This is a genomic window from Streptomyces sp. SX-6 (genome assembly GCF_059089585.1).
Genome location: NZ_JBTHHU010000002.1, coordinates 306,481 through 322,591 on the forward strand (window position 1 = coordinate 306,481; position 16,111 = coordinate 322,591).

The 16,111-nt window shown below is 69.2% G+C and carries 13 protein-coding genes; 4 read left to right on the forward strand and 9 right to left on the reverse strand.

What is annotated here, in order from left to right; all coding sequences use genetic code 11:
- Positions 1-41: 41 nt before the first annotated feature.
- Positions 42-1,217 carry a cytochrome P450 gene (locus tag ACV530_RS03515; RefSeq protein WP_494330715.1) on the reverse strand — a complete coding sequence of 392 codons (1,176 nt, stop codon included), beginning with the start codon at positions 1,215-1,217 and terminating at the stop codon, positions 42-44.
- Positions 1,207-3,222 (reverse strand): RiPP maturation radical SAM C-methyltransferase, encoded by a 2,016-nt coding sequence (locus ACV530_RS03520; protein ID WP_494330716.1) that lies wholly within the window; start codon positions 3,220-3,222, stop codon positions 1,207-1,209. The genes ACV530_RS03515 and ACV530_RS03520 overlap by 11 nt, the downstream gene beginning before the upstream one ends.
- 316 nt (positions 3,223-3,538) lie before the next feature.
- Here ACV530_RS03520 and ACV530_RS03525 point away from each other — a divergent pair, with 316 nt between their 5' ends.
- The 3 genes from ACV530_RS03525 to ACV530_RS03535 are packed head-to-tail and all read left to right on the forward strand — an operon-like array spanning position 3,539 to position 7,604.
- Entirely contained in the window at positions 3,539-5,719 is a 2,181-nt protein-coding gene (locus ACV530_RS03525; protein ID WP_494330717.1) for a hypothetical protein, read from the forward strand.
- Positions 5,720-5,747: 28 nt separating this feature from the next.
- Entirely contained in the window at positions 5,748-6,785 is a 1,038-nt protein-coding gene (locus ACV530_RS03530) for a ferritin-like domain-containing protein (RefSeq protein ID WP_494330718.1), read from the forward strand.
- A gap of 57 nt (positions 6,786-6,842) precedes the next feature.
- Positions 6,843-7,604, forward strand: a complete 762-nt coding sequence (locus ACV530_RS03535; RefSeq protein WP_494330719.1) for a dienelactone hydrolase family protein — start codon at positions 6,843-6,845, stop codon at positions 7,602-7,604.
- Here the strand turns inward: ACV530_RS03535 and ACV530_RS03540 are convergent.
- Genes ACV530_RS03540 through ACV530_RS03565 form a run of 6 tightly spaced genes read right to left on the reverse strand, consistent with a single transcriptional unit; the run spans position 7,559 to position 13,417 of the window.
- Positions 7,559-8,995, reverse strand: a complete 1,437-nt coding sequence (locus ACV530_RS03540; RefSeq protein WP_494330720.1) for an alkaline phosphatase family protein — start codon at positions 8,993-8,995, stop codon at positions 7,559-7,561. The two genes, ACV530_RS03535 and ACV530_RS03540, sit on opposite strands and share 46 nt — an antisense overlap.
- The gene (eboE, locus tag ACV530_RS03545) at positions 8,995-10,170 is read right to left on the reverse strand and encodes a metabolite traffic protein EboE (protein WP_494330721.1); all 1,176 of its coding nucleotides are present in this window, start codon (positions 10,168-10,170) and stop codon (positions 8,995-8,997) included. The genes ACV530_RS03540 and eboE overlap by 1 nt, the downstream gene beginning before the upstream one ends.
- Positions 10,171-10,177: 7 nt before the next feature.
- Positions 10,178-11,035 (reverse strand): TatD family hydrolase, encoded by an 858-nt coding sequence (locus ACV530_RS03550; protein ID WP_494330722.1) that lies wholly within the window; start codon positions 11,033-11,035, stop codon positions 10,178-10,180.
- On the reverse strand, positions 11,005-11,679 hold the full coding sequence (locus tag ACV530_RS03555) for an EboA domain-containing protein (protein WP_494330723.1): 675 nt from the start codon (positions 11,677-11,679) through the stop codon (positions 11,005-11,007). Before ACV530_RS03555 ends, ACV530_RS03550 begins: the two co-directional genes overlap by 31 nt.
- On the reverse strand, positions 11,676-12,539 hold the full coding sequence (locus ACV530_RS03560; protein WP_494330724.1) for a sugar phosphate isomerase/epimerase family protein: 864 nt from the start codon (positions 12,537-12,539) through the stop codon (positions 11,676-11,678). The genes ACV530_RS03555 and ACV530_RS03560 overlap by 4 nt, the downstream gene beginning before the upstream one ends.
- Positions 12,536-13,417 (reverse strand): SCO3242 family prenyltransferase, encoded by an 882-nt coding sequence (locus tag ACV530_RS03565; protein WP_494330725.1) that lies wholly within the window; start codon positions 13,415-13,417, stop codon positions 12,536-12,538. Before ACV530_RS03565 ends, ACV530_RS03560 begins: the two co-directional genes overlap by 4 nt.
- A 204-nt stretch (positions 13,418-13,621) precedes the next feature.
- Here ACV530_RS03565 and ACV530_RS03570 point away from each other — a divergent pair, with 204 nt between their 5' ends.
- Positions 13,622-14,737, forward strand: coding sequence for a ferritin-like domain-containing protein (locus ACV530_RS03570; RefSeq protein WP_494330726.1), 1,116 nt, complete (start codon positions 13,622-13,624; stop codon positions 14,735-14,737).
- A 53-nt stretch (positions 14,738-14,790) separates the two neighbouring features.
- Here the strand turns inward: ACV530_RS03570 and ACV530_RS03575 are convergent, their stop codons facing one another.
- Positions 14,791-16,071 (reverse strand): phophatidylserine decarboxylase associated domain-containing protein, encoded by a 1,281-nt coding sequence (locus ACV530_RS03575; RefSeq protein WP_494330727.1) that lies wholly within the window; start codon positions 16,069-16,071, stop codon positions 14,791-14,793.
- Positions 16,072-16,111 lie beyond the last annotated feature (40 nt).

Here is a 16,111-nt window from a genome sequence, read left to right on the forward strand (position 1 = left end):
GATGTCGTCGTACGGGCCCTCCTCTGGTGCTCATGACGGCCTCACCACACGAGCCTCAGGTCGTAGGTGTTGCGCAGGAAAGGCGGTGCGGACGGGTCGTGGTCGGGCGGCAGCGCGTACCGGGGGATCAGGGCGTGCCACTCCTCCAGGGCCGTGAGGATCTGGGCGCGGGCGAGGGCCGCGCCGAGGCACTGGTGGGGGCCCGTGCCGAAGGCGATGTGCGGGTTGCCGGAGCGGCCGAGGTCGACGTGTCCGGGGTCGGGGAACACGTCGGGGTCGTGGTTGGCGAGGGCGAGCGGCAGCAGCACGGTCTCGCCGCGGCCGACGGCCGGGCAGGCGACTTCCTGTGCCGTCATCCGTCCCGGGTACATGCACGAGAACGCGCGGAGGAACTCCTCGACCGCCGTCGGGCGGACGCCCTCGTCGGTGCGGAAGCGGCGCCGGTCGTCCGGGTGGCAGGCGAGGTGCTGCACGGCGTTGGCCAGGTGGTTGACGGTCGAGTCGATCCCGGCGAGGAAGAGCGTGCACAGCAGGGACGTCCGGTCCTCGTCGGTGACCGGTGCGCCGCCGACCTCCCAGCCGAGTGTCGCGGTGGTGAGGTCGTCGGCCGGTTCGGCGCGGCGGCGCTCGACGAGCCTGCGCGCGCAGGCTTCCAACGCGGGCAGGCCGAGGTCGGAGAGGAACGCCTCGCGCGGGTCGGGTTCGGCGCGTGCGGAGAGCAGCGCGAGGTCGATCTGCAGCAGGCGTTCGTGGTCCTCTGCGGGCCAGCCGACGGCCGCCATCAGGTTCTCCAGCACATACGGGCGGGCGAAGTCCTCGGAGAAGGACACTTCGCCGCATGCCTGGAGCTTCCCGATCCTGCGCCGGGCGTTCTGGCGGATCCACGGTGTCATCGCGCGCACGCGCTGCGGGGTGAACCATGCGGCGAGCAGGCGTCGCCACTCGGTGTGTTCGGGGCCCTCGACGGTCAGCGGGATCCACCGTTCCTCGTCGGCTCCTTCGGCGGCGCTGACGCGGCCGACGGTGAAGTCGTCCTCGTTGCGGAAGGCCCGGCAGATGAGGGCGTAGGTGGTGAACACCCAGAAGCCGCCGCCGTGTTCGCTGCGGAACACCCCTTCGCGGGCATGTTCGGCGGCTGCCCGACGGTATTCCGCGGGGGCGTTGAAGTAGTCGAAGTCGACGGCCCGTGCCTCGTCGAGCTGTTCGTCAGCCTGCACCGGTGACCTCCCTCTCGCGTCGGATGCCGGGCAGCACCGCGTCGAGTGCGCCGCGCGGCCATGCGGTCGTGCCGATTCCCGCGGCCGTGAGCCGCAGGTTCCACAGGTGGTCGAGGTCGGCGGCGTCGAGGAGGACGCCCGGCAGACGGGCCCGGGGCCGCCGGGCCGTGTCGGGCGCTGGCGGGGAGCGGTGGGCCGAGGGCTGCTCCCGGACGGCGAGGGCGATGACCTTCGTGCCCTCGACGAGCACCCACCGGCGCCGCCGCCACTCCTCGAGGGTTTCGTGGGCCCGGTCCTCGAGGTCGCGGAACCTGGTTCCGCCGATGCACGCGCGGAAGAGCCTGGCCTCGTCGCCGCCGAGGACGGCGTGCCGTTCGGGCAGTCCGGGACGGTGGTCGTGCAGGGTCACGCGCTCGAAGCCCAGCCGGTAGGTGAAGCGGGCGGTGGAGTGATGGGCGCGCCACAGCCGCACCCGCGCGGCGAGGCGGCGGCGCAGTTCGGTGTTGCGGCCGTCGTCGGTGAAGCTGCCCTCGAAGTGGTAGGCGATGCCCCACAAGTCCTCGTGGGACAGGCCCGGATAGGCGTGGCGGTAGCCGGGGAAGGGCCGGGACAGGGCGAGTCCGAAGGCGGTCGGCGATTCCACGTAGGGGCTGAACCGGTCGAAGCGCACGAGGGTGATATGCGGGGGCCTCAAGTGAGAGAGGGAGGCGACGAGTTCGCTCTGCGCGGTGATGGAGGCCGGTGTCTCGCCCGGGTAGCCGGTGAGGATGTTCCAGTTGGCCTGCACGCCGAACTCGGCGCAGCCGAGCAGGAAGCGTACGTTCTGGTAGGCGGTGGTGCCTTTCTTGAGGTACCGCAGGCCCTCGGTGCTGAGGCTTTCGATGCCGGGCTGGACGGAGCGGACGCCCGCGCGGCGCATACGGCGGATGTCGGCCCATTCCATGTTCGCCTTGACCTCGAAGAACAGGGAGTGGTCGGTGCCGAGCCGTTCGAGCAGGGGCAGGGCGGTCTCGAGATAGCCCATGTCGAGGATGTTGTCGACGGCGAAGAAGTCCAGGACGCCGTAGCGGTCCATGAGCCGGCGCAGGTCGTCGGCGACCGTCTCGGGGGACTTGCTGCGGTAGCGCATGGTGGCCCCGTTGAGGCCGCAGAAGGTGCAGTGAGTCTTCTGGCCCCACCAGCAGCCGCGCGAGAACTCCACGGGCAGGGATATCTTCGGCACCATCTCCTCGAGGCCCGCTGTCCTCAACTGCTCGAAGAATCCGTCGTAGTTGGGAGCGGGGACCTCGAGCCAGGTCCCGTCGGGCGCCTGCTCGGTGCCTGCCGTCGCCTCCCGCCGGGCTGTCAGCCTGCCCATCGAGGTGATCGGCTGCCCGTTCGCGGCCTGTCGCAGCAGGGCGACGAAAGCTTCCTCCCCGGGCCCGTCCACCACGGCGTCGATCGCCGGGAAGTTGGCTAACAGCGCCCGCCCCATGGGCCCTTCGCAGTTGCTGCCGCCCAGCACGATCGTCCCCGCGAACCCCTCCGCCCGCAGCCGCTCCGCCACCGCCAGCGTCGGACCGTTCTGACTGAACATCGTGGTGAACCCGATGACGTCGGGCTCGGCACGCAGCAGGGCCGCCGCCGTCTCGGTCACGTGCCGCTCGGCCACCTCCCGCAACGGGTCGAGCACGGCGATGGCCGCCTCGTCGACGCGCTTGGCGCGCAGCAGGGCGAAGTACTCGTCGCGGGCCTCGGCACTTCCGTGCCGCTGCGTGAATATCCAGTCCCCGGCGGACAGGTGATAGAGCTTCTCGGAGACCAGCTCATAGGCGTCCGCCCATTCTTCCGGGCGCAAGGCGAGCATTTTCTGCCCGAGGGCATAGAAATTCACGTAGGCATAGTGCGGATCGACATTCCAGCCCTCGGCCTCGGCGACCGAACGCAGGGTTCCCACCTGAATCGACGGGCGTGTCACGCTGTTCCACGGCATCGAGACAAGGGAGACGCGTACAACGTTCTCCACGGAATTCTCTTCTTGTGGCGTCGTCGGAGTTGGTTTCAACGTACCCGGATGCCATTTTGAGAATCGCGCCGCGAAAATGTCAAGCCCGCCCCGTATTCGAACTCAACGTCGACACGGCGACCAACTCCCCTTTCATCACAAGAGAGTTCGGAGCCCACATGTCGCGGATCGGCTCACGCCCTCCACGCAGCCCCTACGGGCACGTGGACGGCCGTGCACCCCACTGCTGCCGGATGGGCCATCTGGTCTATGGACTGCATGTTCTCCACGGCATGCTGGTACAGCGATCATGCAGCCAGCCCACCAGGAGACGGCCATGAGCGTTCTGTCGGTCCCCCGCATCTTCTTCCGAGGGAAATCGACGTGGAATCCCGCGACGATGAACAACAACGCCCGCTTCCCGACCTACGATTACCGGACGGCCGATCTCAACTGGGATTACCTCAAAACCCAGAAGGTCGACGGAAAGCCGATCACCCGGGAGAACTTCCGCGAGACGTTCATGAAGTGGGCGCACACCTTCCAGAACCCCGGCGGGGAATGGGAGGAGGAGCCTCCCGCGGAATGGGGCTTCTACGGTGCGAACGACTGGTGGCTGCACGTGGCACCGCAGTACACCTCCGACGGGAAGGCCGTGTACACGACGGTCACCGGCGGCCAGACCGCGTACGGGGCGGAAGAGAAGACCGCCGACCCCTTGGTCGGTGCCGTCATCAACCTGGCGGGGGATCCCTTTCCGGTGGCCAATCGCTCCCTCGCGGAGGAGAAGGGGAACGACTGCGAATTCCCCAGAGCCGCCCACCACACCAGCTGCATGATGGTGGACGCGAATCCGTACGGGACCTGGAGCACGACCTTCCTCACGCGCAGGCTGCAGATCGGCACCCGGACGAGTCCCCAGGCCTTTCTCTTCGGCGACATCGCCGAGGGGACGTGCATGAGTTCGCGCTGGATCAACTTCGGCCGCAACCTGAACATCGACCCGCTGGGCGGCGTCATCCTCGATGGGGTGGGCAGTGCCGTCATGCAGATCGGCATCGAGAAGGACAAGCTCCAGTTCACGCGCGAGGATTCGCCGCTCCTGAACCAGCTGCGCGACGAGATGAAGCGCCAGGGCGCTCGAGGCATCATGATGCGGTTCAGCGCCTACCTGACCACATACTTCCCCGCCGCCGAGTTCTCCGGTTCGACAAGTGTGAAGGAGCGGTACAAAAAGCTGCTGAAACTCTGGGAGGAGGACGCCGAAGCGGGAAGCCCGCCCCGGCGCAATCCCTGTGTGTCGAGAATCGTGGGGTCGATCGGTCTGTGGCACGGGAAAGAGCTCGCGACGGCGCCCGGGGGACGTTTCCTCACACCGAGGAACCCATTGAAGATCAAGGTGCCGAAGGACACCAAGAACCCGACCCGGGACGCGTGGTTCGGTCCCGCGGCAGCCGAGGTCAACAAGGCGGGGAACGGTGACCTTTACGTCAGCCTGGACATGGGGATGACCGTTCCCGAGCGCGGAGCGACGGGCGAGAAGGAGAGCGCGTTCGGCACGCTGGAGCTCGTCCTCGAGCACCGCGAACGACAGCTCCCGCCCACGGTGCTGGCCGAGATCAAGCCCCTGCAATACGAGCGTTCCGCCTACGAGAGTACCGCGGGGATTCTCGACTTCCCTGTCGGATCCCTGGTCACCGAAGAAGACCTCAAGAACGGCTTTCTGTCAGTGCGTTGCAAGCCCGACAGTCAGCAGATCACCATGCTGGCGGAGACGGAACTCACGGCCCAGACCGACACCCGCGGCATCTTCGTCGAGCAGGACGAGACGGCGACGGTCACGATCGACGTCCGGGTGAAGGGCGAAGTACCCGCCCCCGGAGCGGCGATCCGGCTGCGGGTGCAGGAATATCTTCAGGTGCCGCGGCCGCCCCAGGCCTGCGCCCTGCACTGGAGCGTGCCGGAGTCCGACGACGAACGCACTCTGCGCATCCTCGAGGAGACCGTCCCCGTGGTGAACGGGAAGGCCGAGATCAGCTTCCGGCCGGTGACCGGCGAGGGAAAGCTGCCGGGCATTCCCACCATCGTCTTCTTCCCCTACTACGAGCACGAGCAGCCGCCCACGCCGCCCAAGGAGATCCAGTACCTGCCCGGCATGGTGTCCCACACCACGGCGTTCTACTGCGCCGTGCGCTGCATGCCCTTCGACAACGCTCTCCCGGGAGAGTTCAAGAAGTACTGCGAGCTTCACCACAACGACCGTGAAAAGGCCTGGGACTTCGTCTACAGCCGCTTCCTCTACGCCTACGACATGGTCTTCCCGGTCATGAAGCACTACGCCGCGCTCGAGCTGGGCGCCCGTGAATCCGTCGACCGCAACATCGACCTGATCCTGGAGCTGGGCTCCCCGGGGATGCAATATTCCTCGCTCTACATGCCCGTCAACCGCAACCTGTCGAACGGGAGACGACGGGTCCTGGAGATGTACCGCAATCTGATCAGGACCGGCAAGCCGTAGCGCTCAACCGACCGAGGAGACAGGCCCCATGGGAACCGCGGACGACGACATCGGCAAACTGCGCACGACCCTGCAGAATGCCTGCCTGATCGAGTACTCGACGATCCCGGCGTATCTGGCGGGCTGGTGGACGATCCGCGATCGCCGGTCTCCGGCGGCCAAGCTGATCCGGGAGATCGCCACCGTGGAGATGCGGCATCTCGCCATCGTCTCCAACGTGCTCACCGCGACCGGTGGATCACCGGACATCCGGGCCGCTGCCGCGCCCGCGTTCCCGCGGTACGTGCCCCTGCCCGGCTGGGAGCCCTATCCGATCGGCCTGCACTGCTTCGGGGACGTCTTCCTGGACATGGCGAAGTGCATCGAGCGCCCGGACGATTCCCCCGAGTACCAGCCCCGGTACACCGAGGCCTTCCCGGTCTACCGGGAGGGCCAGGACCTGCTGCTCGGCATGGGTGCTCCCAGCCTCGGCGCGTTCTACAAAGCCCTCATGAAGGCGATGCGGAAATGCGTCGACGACCACGGCGAAAGCGTGGTCTTCCCCCAACGGGGCCGTCTCCGGACCCAGTACGCGTACTTCGGGCAGGACTCCATTTCCGTGGAGGGCTGGGACGACGCCAAACTCCTTCTGGACGACCTCATTTGGGAAGGGGAAGGACACGGCGGCGGCATTCTCGACTCCAACCGCGACCTGTCCCACTACTTCACCTTCGACCAGATCGAACGGGGCAAGTACTACAGACTGAAAGACAAGCGTTTCCATCCCACCGGCGGCCCCCTCCCCCGCCCGACCGGAGACGACATCGTCCGCACCCCCTCCAATCCCAAGACGAAGGACTACAGCGGCGACGCGTACAAGCGCGCCACCGCCTTCAACGCCTTCTACCGCCGGATCGTGGACAACCTCCACGCCGGGTTCCGCGGACAGCCGGGCCGGGTGGACGTGGCCATCGGGCAGATGCGGCAGCTCCTGACGCTCGCCGACGACCTGATGGACTGCGAAGTCCCCGGCCCCGACGGCAAGAAGACCTTCGCCGCGCCGACGTTCGAGCTGCTGACGGAGTAGCCCGTCCCGGGCGCGCGTCGGATACGATCTTGGCTCCAAATGGGGAGGACGATACGAATGACCGCCGTGCATGGATCGCTCGTGGATGTGCCCACACCGGACGGCACCGCCGACGCCTACCTGGCACACCCCGGCGGAACCGGCCCGTACCCCGCGGTCCTGTTGTACATGGACGCCTTCGGACTGCGCCCGCACCTGGAGAAGATGGCCGACCGGCTGGCCTCGGCCGGCTATGTCGTCCTGGTGCCCAACGTCTTCTACCGCCACGGGCGGGCACCGGTGGTCGAGCTGCCCGACTTCATCGACATGGCGCAGCGTCCGGATCTGTTCGAGAAGATCGGGCCCATCCTCTTCCAGACCGTGATGTCGGACGCGGTGATGCGCGACGCCGATGCCTTCCTGCACTGGCTGGCCGACTCCCCGCTGACCATGAGCGGGCCGGTGGGCGTCACCGGCTACTGCATGGGAGCCGGCCTCGCCCTGCGCACCGCGGGCACCTACCCGGACCGGGTCGCCGCCGCGGCCGGTTTCCACGGCGCGCACCTGGCCACCACCGCGCCGGACAGCCCGCACCTGCTCGCCGGCCGCATCACCGCCGAGCTGTACTTCGGCCACGCCGACCAGGACGAGGCAATGCCGCCCGAGCAGATCGACCGCCTGGACGAGGCCCTCACCGCGGCGGGTGTGCGCCACCGGTGCGAGGTCTACGCCGGCGCTCACCACGGCTTCACCCAGGCCGACACCTCCGCCTACCACCCGGAGGCCGCCGAACGTCACTGGGCGGCGCTGCTGGACCTCTTCGGCCGCACGCTGGCCTGAGCGTCCTCCGCCCCTGCCAGGCGCAGCAGGAGGGCGGGCAGGTCGGTCGCGGCGTACCGGTCCTGTTCGCCCGCGCGCCGTGCGTCCGAGCAGAGCAGCACCGGGGCCTGCGAGGCGTCGTCGGGCAGCCGGCCGTGGCTTCCGCGTACGCAGGCCGGGTCCAGCGGTACCACGGGGAGCGTGTACCGCAGGCCGGCCTTCTTGCGCAGGAGCGCGGCCGCCGCGCGCAGGCGGACGAAGCGGTCGCCGGGGTCGAGGAAGAGTTCGGCCGGGTCGTAGCCGGGCTTGCGGTGGATGTCCACGCACCGGGCGAAGTCGGGTGCGCGGTCGTCGTCCAGCCAGTAGTAGTACGTGAACCAGGCCTCCGGTTCGGCCACGGCGACGAGTTCACCGGACCTCGGGTGCCCGAGCCCGGCGCGGGTCTTGCCGGGACCGTCCAGGACCGTGTCGACGCCGGGCAGTTCCGCGACGGTCCGGTGCACTCGTGGCACGTCCGCCGGGTCGCGGACGTAGACGTGGGCGATCTGGTGGTCGGCCACGGCGAAGGCACGCGAGGTCCACGGGTCCAGGTACTCCATTCCGGCTTGCGCGTGGACGCGGAGGAAGCCTTCGGCGCGCAGGGCGCGGTTGATGTCGACCGGCCGCCGGACGGCGGTGATGCCGTATTCGGAGAGGGCGACGACGGTGACGCCCCGCGTACGGGCCAGGTGCAGCAGCGGTGCGAGGGCGGTGTCGGCAGCGGCCGCGGCGGCGGCCGACTGAGGCGTGTCGGGGCCGTACCGTTGCAGGTCGTAGTCCAGGTGCGGCACGTAGACGAGCGTGAGGTCGGGGCCGCGGGTCTCGATGATGTGCCGGGCGGCACCGGTGATCCACTCGGTGGAGACGATGGACGCGCCCGGCCCCCAGTAACTGAACAGCGGGAAGGGGCCCAGCCATTCGGTGAGCTCCTCGCGGAGTCCGTCCGGGACGGCGTAGCAGTCGGGGATCTTGCGGCCGTCGGCGTGGTAGACGGGGCGGGGTGTGACGGCGATGTCGGTGGACGCGCCCATGGCGTACCACCAGCAGACGTTGGCCACGCGGTAGCCGGGGAACCGGTCTCTGGCCATGTCCCAGACCTTCTCCCCCGCGACGAGCGCGTTGTGCTGCCGCCACAGCAGCACCTCGCCCAAGTCCCGGAAGTACCAGCCGTTTCCGACGACACCGTGGGCGCTCGGCGGCAGGCCGGTGAGCATGCTGGCCTGGACCGTGCAGGTGACAGCCGGCAGGACGGGGTCGAGGCGGGCGGTCACTCCCCCGTCGGCGGCGACGGCCGCCAGGTGCGGCATGTGGGCCAGCAGGCGCGGGGTCAGCGCGGCCACATCGAGGACGAGCAGCGGGCGGGGCCGCGACATCACGGTTCGAGCCCTTCGAGCCCCAGCGAGAGCAACTGATCGCGTGCCCAGGACAGTTCGGCGGCGATGCCCTCGGCCAGTGCGCGCGGTCCCGCGGGGCGATGCCCTTCCGGCAGCACCGACCACGTGTACGTCTCCACTTCCAGGTGGTCGGTGACCGGCGCCGGTCCGCCGGTGAGCTCGTCCAGGAGCGTATGGAGCACCCACCCGGTGGAGTCCAGCGGAGGTGCGGGCCGGGCGTGCACCGGTACGTGGTAGTGCACCCGCCAGGGCCTGCGGCCGGGCAGTGCCAGGGGGCCGGCGAGGGCCTGGCCGAGGTCGTCGCGTCCGACGGGGCCGCCGCCGGACTCCTCGCGGGTCTGGTGCAGGAATCGCGGCTCGGCGAACTCGCCGAGGGCACACCGGACTTCGGGGTCGGCGGGTGTTGCGGCGTGCAGGGCGCAGGAGAGCTGTGCCTTGACCACGGGCAGTCCGGCGGCGGCGAGGCGGCGCAGGGCGGCGCCGGGGTCCTCGAAGTCCACTGCCAGGTGGCAGGCGTCCAGGCAGACGCCGAGGTGCCGGGTGTCGACGCCGGTGAGCAGCCGGGCGGCGTCGTGGGTGGTGGCGAGGGCGCAGCCCGGTTCGGGTTCGAATCCGACGCGGATGTCCCGGCCCGTTTCGGCGGCGAGGGCGGCCAGTTGCCGGGCGAGGGTGTCGATCGCGCGGCGGGCGCGGTCCGCGTGTCGCGTCGTCCAGGGGGTCCGCCAGCCCAGGGGGAGGGTGGAGATGCTGCCGCGTACGGCGTCGTCGGGCAGCAAGGCGGCGAGTACGCGTGCCAGGTCGAGGGTGTAGGCCAGGCGCTCGGGTTCGGCCCAGGACGGCCGGTAGACGGCGTGTTTGACGACAGGCTGGTGGAATCCGGCGTAGGGGAAGCCGTTCATGGTCACGACCTCGAGGCCGTGCCGTTCGAGGTGCGTGCGCAGCCGTTCGGTGGCGGCGGGATCGGCGGCCAGGGCGTGGGCCGCGTCGTGGGCCAGCCACAGGCCGACACCGAGCCGGGGCGCGCCGAGCAGGTCGCGTACGGGTGCGGCGTACGCGGCCAGTTGGGCCAGTACGCCGTCGACGTCCTCGGCCGGGTGGACATTGGTGCAGTACGCGAGGTGGACGGTGGTGCCGTCCTTGTGCCGCAGTCTCACCGCCGCCTCACTGTCCGCGCACGACGGTGTTGCCGAGGTACGAGCCGGCGAGGGCGGGCTCCGGCGGGTCCTCCAGGAGATCGAGGCGGCCGCTGCGGCCGAAGAACTCGACGGGGTTGCGCCAGACCACCCGGTCGACGTCGTCCTCGCGGAACCCCGCGGCGAGCATGGCCTCGGCGGTCCGGCGGGTGGCCAGCGGGTCGCTGCGGCCCCAGTCCGCGGCGGAGTTGACCAGGACGCGTTCCACGCCGTAGGTGCGCAGGAGCTCGAGCAGGCGCCCGGTGTCCATCTTGGTCTCGGGGTAGATCGAGAAGGCCATCCAGCAGCCGGTGGGGACGACCTCAGGTGCGGTCAGTTCCGTGAGGTGGTCGAGGAGCACCTGCTCGGGCGGGATGCCGCATTCGCGTACGACGGCCAGCGTGCGCCGCACCCCGGCCGCCTTGTCCCGGTGCGGGGTGTGCACGAGGGCGGGCAGCCCGTGGTGCACGGCCATCTCGAGCTGCGCAGCGAGCACTTCGTCCTCGCGGGGCGTCATCTCGTCGTATCCGATCTCGCCCACGGCGACCACCGCGTCCTTGGCGAGGTACCGCGGCAGGATGTCGAGCACCCCGGCGCACCGCGGGTCGTTGGCCTCCTTGGGGTTGAGAGCGAGCGCGCAGTGGTGGCTGATGCCGAACCGTGCCGCGCGGAAGGGCTCCCAGCCGATCAGCGCGTCGAAGTAGTCGACGAAGCTGGCGACCGAGGTGCGGGGCTGGCCGAGCCAGAAGGCGGGTTCCACCACGGCCCGGATGCCGGCCGCGCGCATGGCCTCGTAGTCGTCGGTGGTGCGGGAGGTCAGGTGGATGTGCGGGTCGAAGATGCGCATGAGCCCTCCGGTTCGGTGAGCAGTTCCCGGGCGTCGTCCGGCACGGGGCGGCCGGCCGAGGCACGCTCGTCCGCGAAGTCACCGACCATACGTACGAGTTGGCGGTCGGCCCGCCGATCGAGGCCGGCGACGGCGCACAGGGGGATGCCGAGATGGAGGCACTTGAGCACTCCGTGACGGTAGGCGTGCGGGGACAAGTGGCGTGCTCCGTACGGAGCGAGGGCGGCGGCCACAAGGCGTATGTCGTTGGTGCGCAGTGCGTCCTCGACCAGGGGCAGGGCGCTGTCCGCCACGGGCAGCAGCACCAGCGCCCGCAGTACGCCGCGCCGCTCGGCGGCGTCCCCTTCGGCGTAGACGGCCCGGGCCGGTGCGGTGGGCGCGGCGGCGAGCAGCAGGGCCCGTACCGCGTCGTCCACGGTCCATACCAGGGCCTGTGGGGGCACGTGCGCCGATGTACAGGGGTCACCCAGCAGCGCTCGTCCGCAACAGCGGCCTGCACGGGGCGAGTTGGCGCGTACGGTATCGGGGCGGATGGCGGCATCGGCAAGCGCTGCCTCCAGCCAGTTCCTCTGCCCCTCGGTGAGGCGCCGGTCGAGGGCCCGGCGCAGGGACGCCGCGTCCACCGGGTCGGCGTTGCCGGTCATCCGGGAACCGTCTCTCGCCACGCGGGTGTGGCCGCGGCGGCGCGCAGGAACTCCAGGGAGCGACGGGCCACTTCCGGGGCCGCATGGCTGTGCCGGGCGAGCTCGACGCTGACCAGCCCCGTATAGCCGGTGTCGGCCAGTGCGCGCAGCACAGGTGGGAAGTCGATCTCCCCGTGGCCGAACTCCAGATGCTCGTGCACGCCCCGGCGCATGTCCTCGATCTGCACATGGACCAAGTCTGGAGCAGCCAGGCGTACGCAGTCGGGCACGGGCTCCGGCTCCAGGCAGCGGCAGTGGCCGATGTCCAGTGTCAGGCCGAGGCGCGACGCCCCGCCGAGCATCCGGCGGAGCCGGTGGTACGCGGCGATCGTGTCCACCAGCATGCCGGGCTCCGGCTCGAAACCCAGGACGACGCCGTGGCGTTCGGCCTCGCCCAGAACCGCCGCACAGCCGTCGGTCAGTCGGCGCCAGGCCATGTCCTCGGGCAGGCCGGACGGGCGTACGCCGCTCCACATCGACACCGCCCGTGCGCCCAGGTCGGAGCAGACCCGTACGGCCAACCCGAGGTAGTCCAGGCGGCGTTGACGGTCGTCGTCGAGGAGAGTGGGGGCGTGTTTGTGCCGGGGGTCCAGGAGGTAACGGGCACCGGTCTCCACCGCCGCCGCGAGGCCGAGCTCGTCGAGCCGACGCGCGAGGGCGGCCGTTCTCCTGGCCAGGCCGGGTGCGAACGGGTCCAGGTGGTGGTGGTCCAGTGTGAGCGCCACGCCCTCGTAGCCGAAGTCGGCGAGCAGGGCCACGGCGTCCAGGAGCCGGTGGTCGCCGAACCCGTTGGTGCCGTAGGCCAGACGGAGCGCGGTCATGTCGGTGACACCGTTGCGAACAGGCGGCGCGTGACGGGCACGACGGCCAGGAGGGACAGGGCGGTGCCCACGGCCTTGCAGCGAGCTGCACAGAGAGCCTGCAACGGGAGCAGTGCCGCGATGCCCGCGACCACGGCCCGCTGTACCCCGCGCGGGTCAGGGGTCCGCACTGCGGCGGCCTGGGCGCCTGCGAACCCTGTCGCGTAGAGCCCGAGCGCGAGTGAGCCCAGCGCCCGGTGTTGATCAGGGCTGCCGCATCGCATGGCCGCACACGCGACCACCGCTGTGGCGGCGAGCGTCAGGACGGGCAGGAGCCTGCCCGTGCCGGACACCTCGCGGCGGCTGAGTGCGGTGACGACGAACGTATGGCCCGCGATGACGGCCGCCGTCCGTCCCGCCCGCCGGGCGGCCACGGGCGAGGCACCGAGCAGGACGTCCAGGCCGCGTGCGGCGGCCATCGCGAAGGGGCCCGCGCGGGTCTCCTTCAGCAGCAGGTCGTACGACCAGACCGTGCAGGCCAGCGGGACGGCGACCGCCAGTGTCCGCGTTCCGCCCGCTGCTCCCGCCATGGCCAGGCCCGTTATGGTCAGTCCGGCGGCGAGGGCCAGCGCGAGGCCGGGGGTGATCTCGCCGGAGGGGATCGGCCGTGACGGGCGCTCGATTGCGTCCACCTCGCGGTCGGCGTAGTCGTTGAGTGCCATTCCGGCCCAGTAGAGGCACACCGAACTCGCTCCGAGCAAGGGTGTCGCGGGGCCGAACGGCAGGCCGGCGGCGGCCGCCCCGGTGAGGGTGTCCCCCGGCACGGTCAGGGCACTCGGTGCACGGACCAGCCGGGCGAGGGCCTTCGCGGAGGGAAGGGCCGTGGAGTCCTCGGTCAATGCTTCCTCCCGATGCGTGCGCCGGCTCCGCGACGTTGTAACACGGGGGCGGACGGAGCTGATGGACAGTCACTCGATCAGTGCAGGGGCGGCGATTCCCCGGGTTCCTGGGCCGTACGACTGAACCGGCGGGCCGCACCCGCGGTTCCCGGCTTCCTGCGATTAGCGTCCGGCGAAAGGGAGGAACCCGGACAAGGAGCTGCCGTGACCACAATCGAGCTGACCTACGAGAGCGACGCGATCGTCCAGTTGATGCAGGTGGAGGACATCAAATGCGGTGAACCCTGGCTGAAGCAGTCCCTCCAACTGGCCCTGATGCTCGAACTCTCGACGATCCCGCCGTACTCCTGCGGGATGTGGTCCATCAAGAACCCCAAGGACGCGAAGGACAAGGAGGTCCACCATGCCATCCGGGAAATCATCTTCGACGAGATGTCGCACTTCGGACTGGTCGGCAACGTCCTCAGTGCCATCGGGGGCAAGCCCGTCGTGGCCAACGCCGAGGTGGTGCCGAAGTATCCGGACCCTCTGCCCGGAGGCGTCCGGCCGAAGCTGACCGTGTACCTCGGCGGGCTCGACAAGAAGACCGCTGAAATGTACTCGGAGATCGAGAAGCCCGACCGCCCGCTCGCCGTCAGCGCGGACAAGGAGACGTGGACCTCGATCGGCGCTTTCTACGACAAAATCCGGAGAGTGCTGGAGAACAACCAGCAACTCTTCACGGGCAGTTGGACTCCGCAGATGGAGTTCGACCTGTCGAAGAACCACGGCGAGGGGAACAAGATCGGCCCGATCCGCACATGGAAGGAGGCCGACAAGGCGCTCGACATCATCATGAAGCAGGGTGAGGGCACCAACGCCTCCCCCGACAACCCCTACCCCGGCAAGCCGGGCGAACTGGCCCACTACTACGTCTTCCGCGAGCTCTATCACGGCCAGAAGCTCAAGAAGATCTCCAACGGCAAGAAGCCCACCTGGGACTTCAAGGGCGCGGCCATCAAAATGCCCGCGTCCTATCCCATGGGCACAGTTCCGTACGGCGGCTGGTCCGGCAGTCCGGGAGAGCCCCCGTCCGAGGAAGTCCAGATCATCCTCGACGAGTTCAACGCCCACTACAGCGCGATGCTGCGCTCACTGCAAGCGGTCTGGTACACGAAGGAGAATGAGAAGGACAAGCGCACCGCGCTCGTGATGAGTGCCATCAAGTCGATGGGCAATTTGCGTACACTTGCGCGCGTCCTCGTCAAGATTCCCGTGCCGGGCCACTCCGGCAAGATGCACTACGGGCCCGAATTCCTCTACGTGACACGTGAACCCTGACCCGACCGTGCCCTCGCCGTCCGCGGACGGCGAGGGCACGGAGGTACGGGCGGCTATCGCGCCCGTGCGATCTGCGACCTCACGAAGACCGTGGGGCCGTCGTCCGGGTGCGTGTGGGGGTCGTTGTACGGCACGGCGAACTCGTCGACGACGCCCTGCTCGAAGACGAGGGCCATGCTGGAGCCGCCGTAGCTGAAGTACCCCAGTTCCTGGCCGCGTTGGACGGTGTCGCCCACGCCGACCGACCAGGAGATGGAGGAGACCTCGTCCATGCCGATCACGACGGCGCACACCCAGCGGTTGCCCAGTTCGGGGCCGCATTCGATGAACGCGAGGCCACGGCTGTTGACGTGGGCCTGGTAGCTCTGCGAGTGGGTCCAGGTCGTGGGGTCGGGGGTCTCGGACTCGACGTGGCTGAACATCAGGCCCGGCACTTTCTCCAGATGCCTGATCGTGCCGTCCACGGGGACGTTCCAGCGGTGGTAGCTGTTGACGGAGAGGAACGACTGGTACACGTCGCCCCCGACGAACCTGCTGACGTGTTCGCTCCCGCATTCGGGGGCGTGCAGCATGTCCTGGAGTGAGTACTGCTCCTCGAGCCAGAAGTCCGCGCTCCGGGACACACCGCGCTGAATGTTGTAGACCGTGCCGTCGTTCGGCGCGACGATGACCGAGGGATCGCCCTCCCCCGCGAGCGGACGGAACTCCTGCATCTTGACCGGGCGGTGGAAGAAGTCGTTGTACGACGTGAAGCCCCAGTGCTCCTCCGTCCGGTGGTCCCAGCACTCGTATTCGTAGAGCTTGTTGAGCTCGACGGCCGGCTGCGAGAACCAGTTCCGGGTGTTCAGCACATGCGCGCTCTCCGGGCTGTCCAGATACTGACACCACGCCCGGAGGATCACCCGGAGCTTGTCGTTGAACTGCGGGAGGCGGAAGGCGACATTGCCCGACGGTGTCAGCCGCATGTAGCCGACGAGTGCGGACATCGGCAGGGATATCAGCTTCATCGGGTCGCGGTCGTACGAGGGTGCCCATTTGACGACGACGTTGAGGTACTGGACGAACGCGTCGAGGTCGGCGATGTGCCGGTGCGCGTCCGGGACCTGGGCAATCATCTCGGACACGTACTTCCGGACGATGCCGTCGGAGTGGATGAGCTCGGCCATCTCCTGTACGGCCGGGTGGAGTTCTTCCTTGAGGTCCGCCGCGCGCTGGGCGAGGCTCTTCTGGAATTCGTCGATGGCGAGCGGGTTCCGCGGCAGATATCCGCCCGCCCGGCCGAACGTGTTCTGGTAGCGCGCGTGGAGTTCCTGAGGCGTGATGACAGCGGTCATGGCCGTTCCCCTCACTGGTCGCGTCGACAGCGGGTCGCAT

Coding starts and splice junctions, on each gene's coding strand:
- ACV530_RS03525 (WP_494330717.1), top strand. CDS start 3,539: ATGAGCGTTCTGTCGGTCCCCCGCATCTTCTTCCGAGGGAAATCGACG.
- ACV530_RS03530 (WP_494330718.1), top strand. CDS start 5,748: ATGGGAACCGCGGACGACGACATCGGCAAACTGCGCACGACCCTGCAG.
- ACV530_RS03535 (WP_494330719.1), top strand. CDS start 6,843: ATGACCGCCGTGCATGGATCGCTCGTGGATGTGCCCACACCGGACGGC.
- ACV530_RS03540 (WP_494330720.1), bottom strand. CDS start 8,995: ATGTCGCGGCCCCGCCCGCTGCTCGTCCTCGATGTGGCCGCGCTGACC.
- ACV530_RS03550 (WP_494330722.1), bottom strand. CDS start 11,035: ATGCGCATCTTCGACCCGCACATCCACCTGACCTCCCGCACCACCGAC.
- ACV530_RS03555 (WP_494330723.1), bottom strand. CDS start 11,679: ATGACCGGCAACGCCGACCCGGTGGACGCGGCGTCCCTGCGCCGGGCC.
- ACV530_RS03560 (WP_494330724.1), bottom strand. CDS start 12,539: ATGACCGCGCTCCGTCTGGCCTACGGCACCAACGGGTTCGGCGACCAC.
- ACV530_RS03575 (WP_494330727.1), bottom strand. CDS start 16,071: ATGACCGCTGTCATCACGCCTCAGGAACTCCACGCGCGCTACCAGAAC.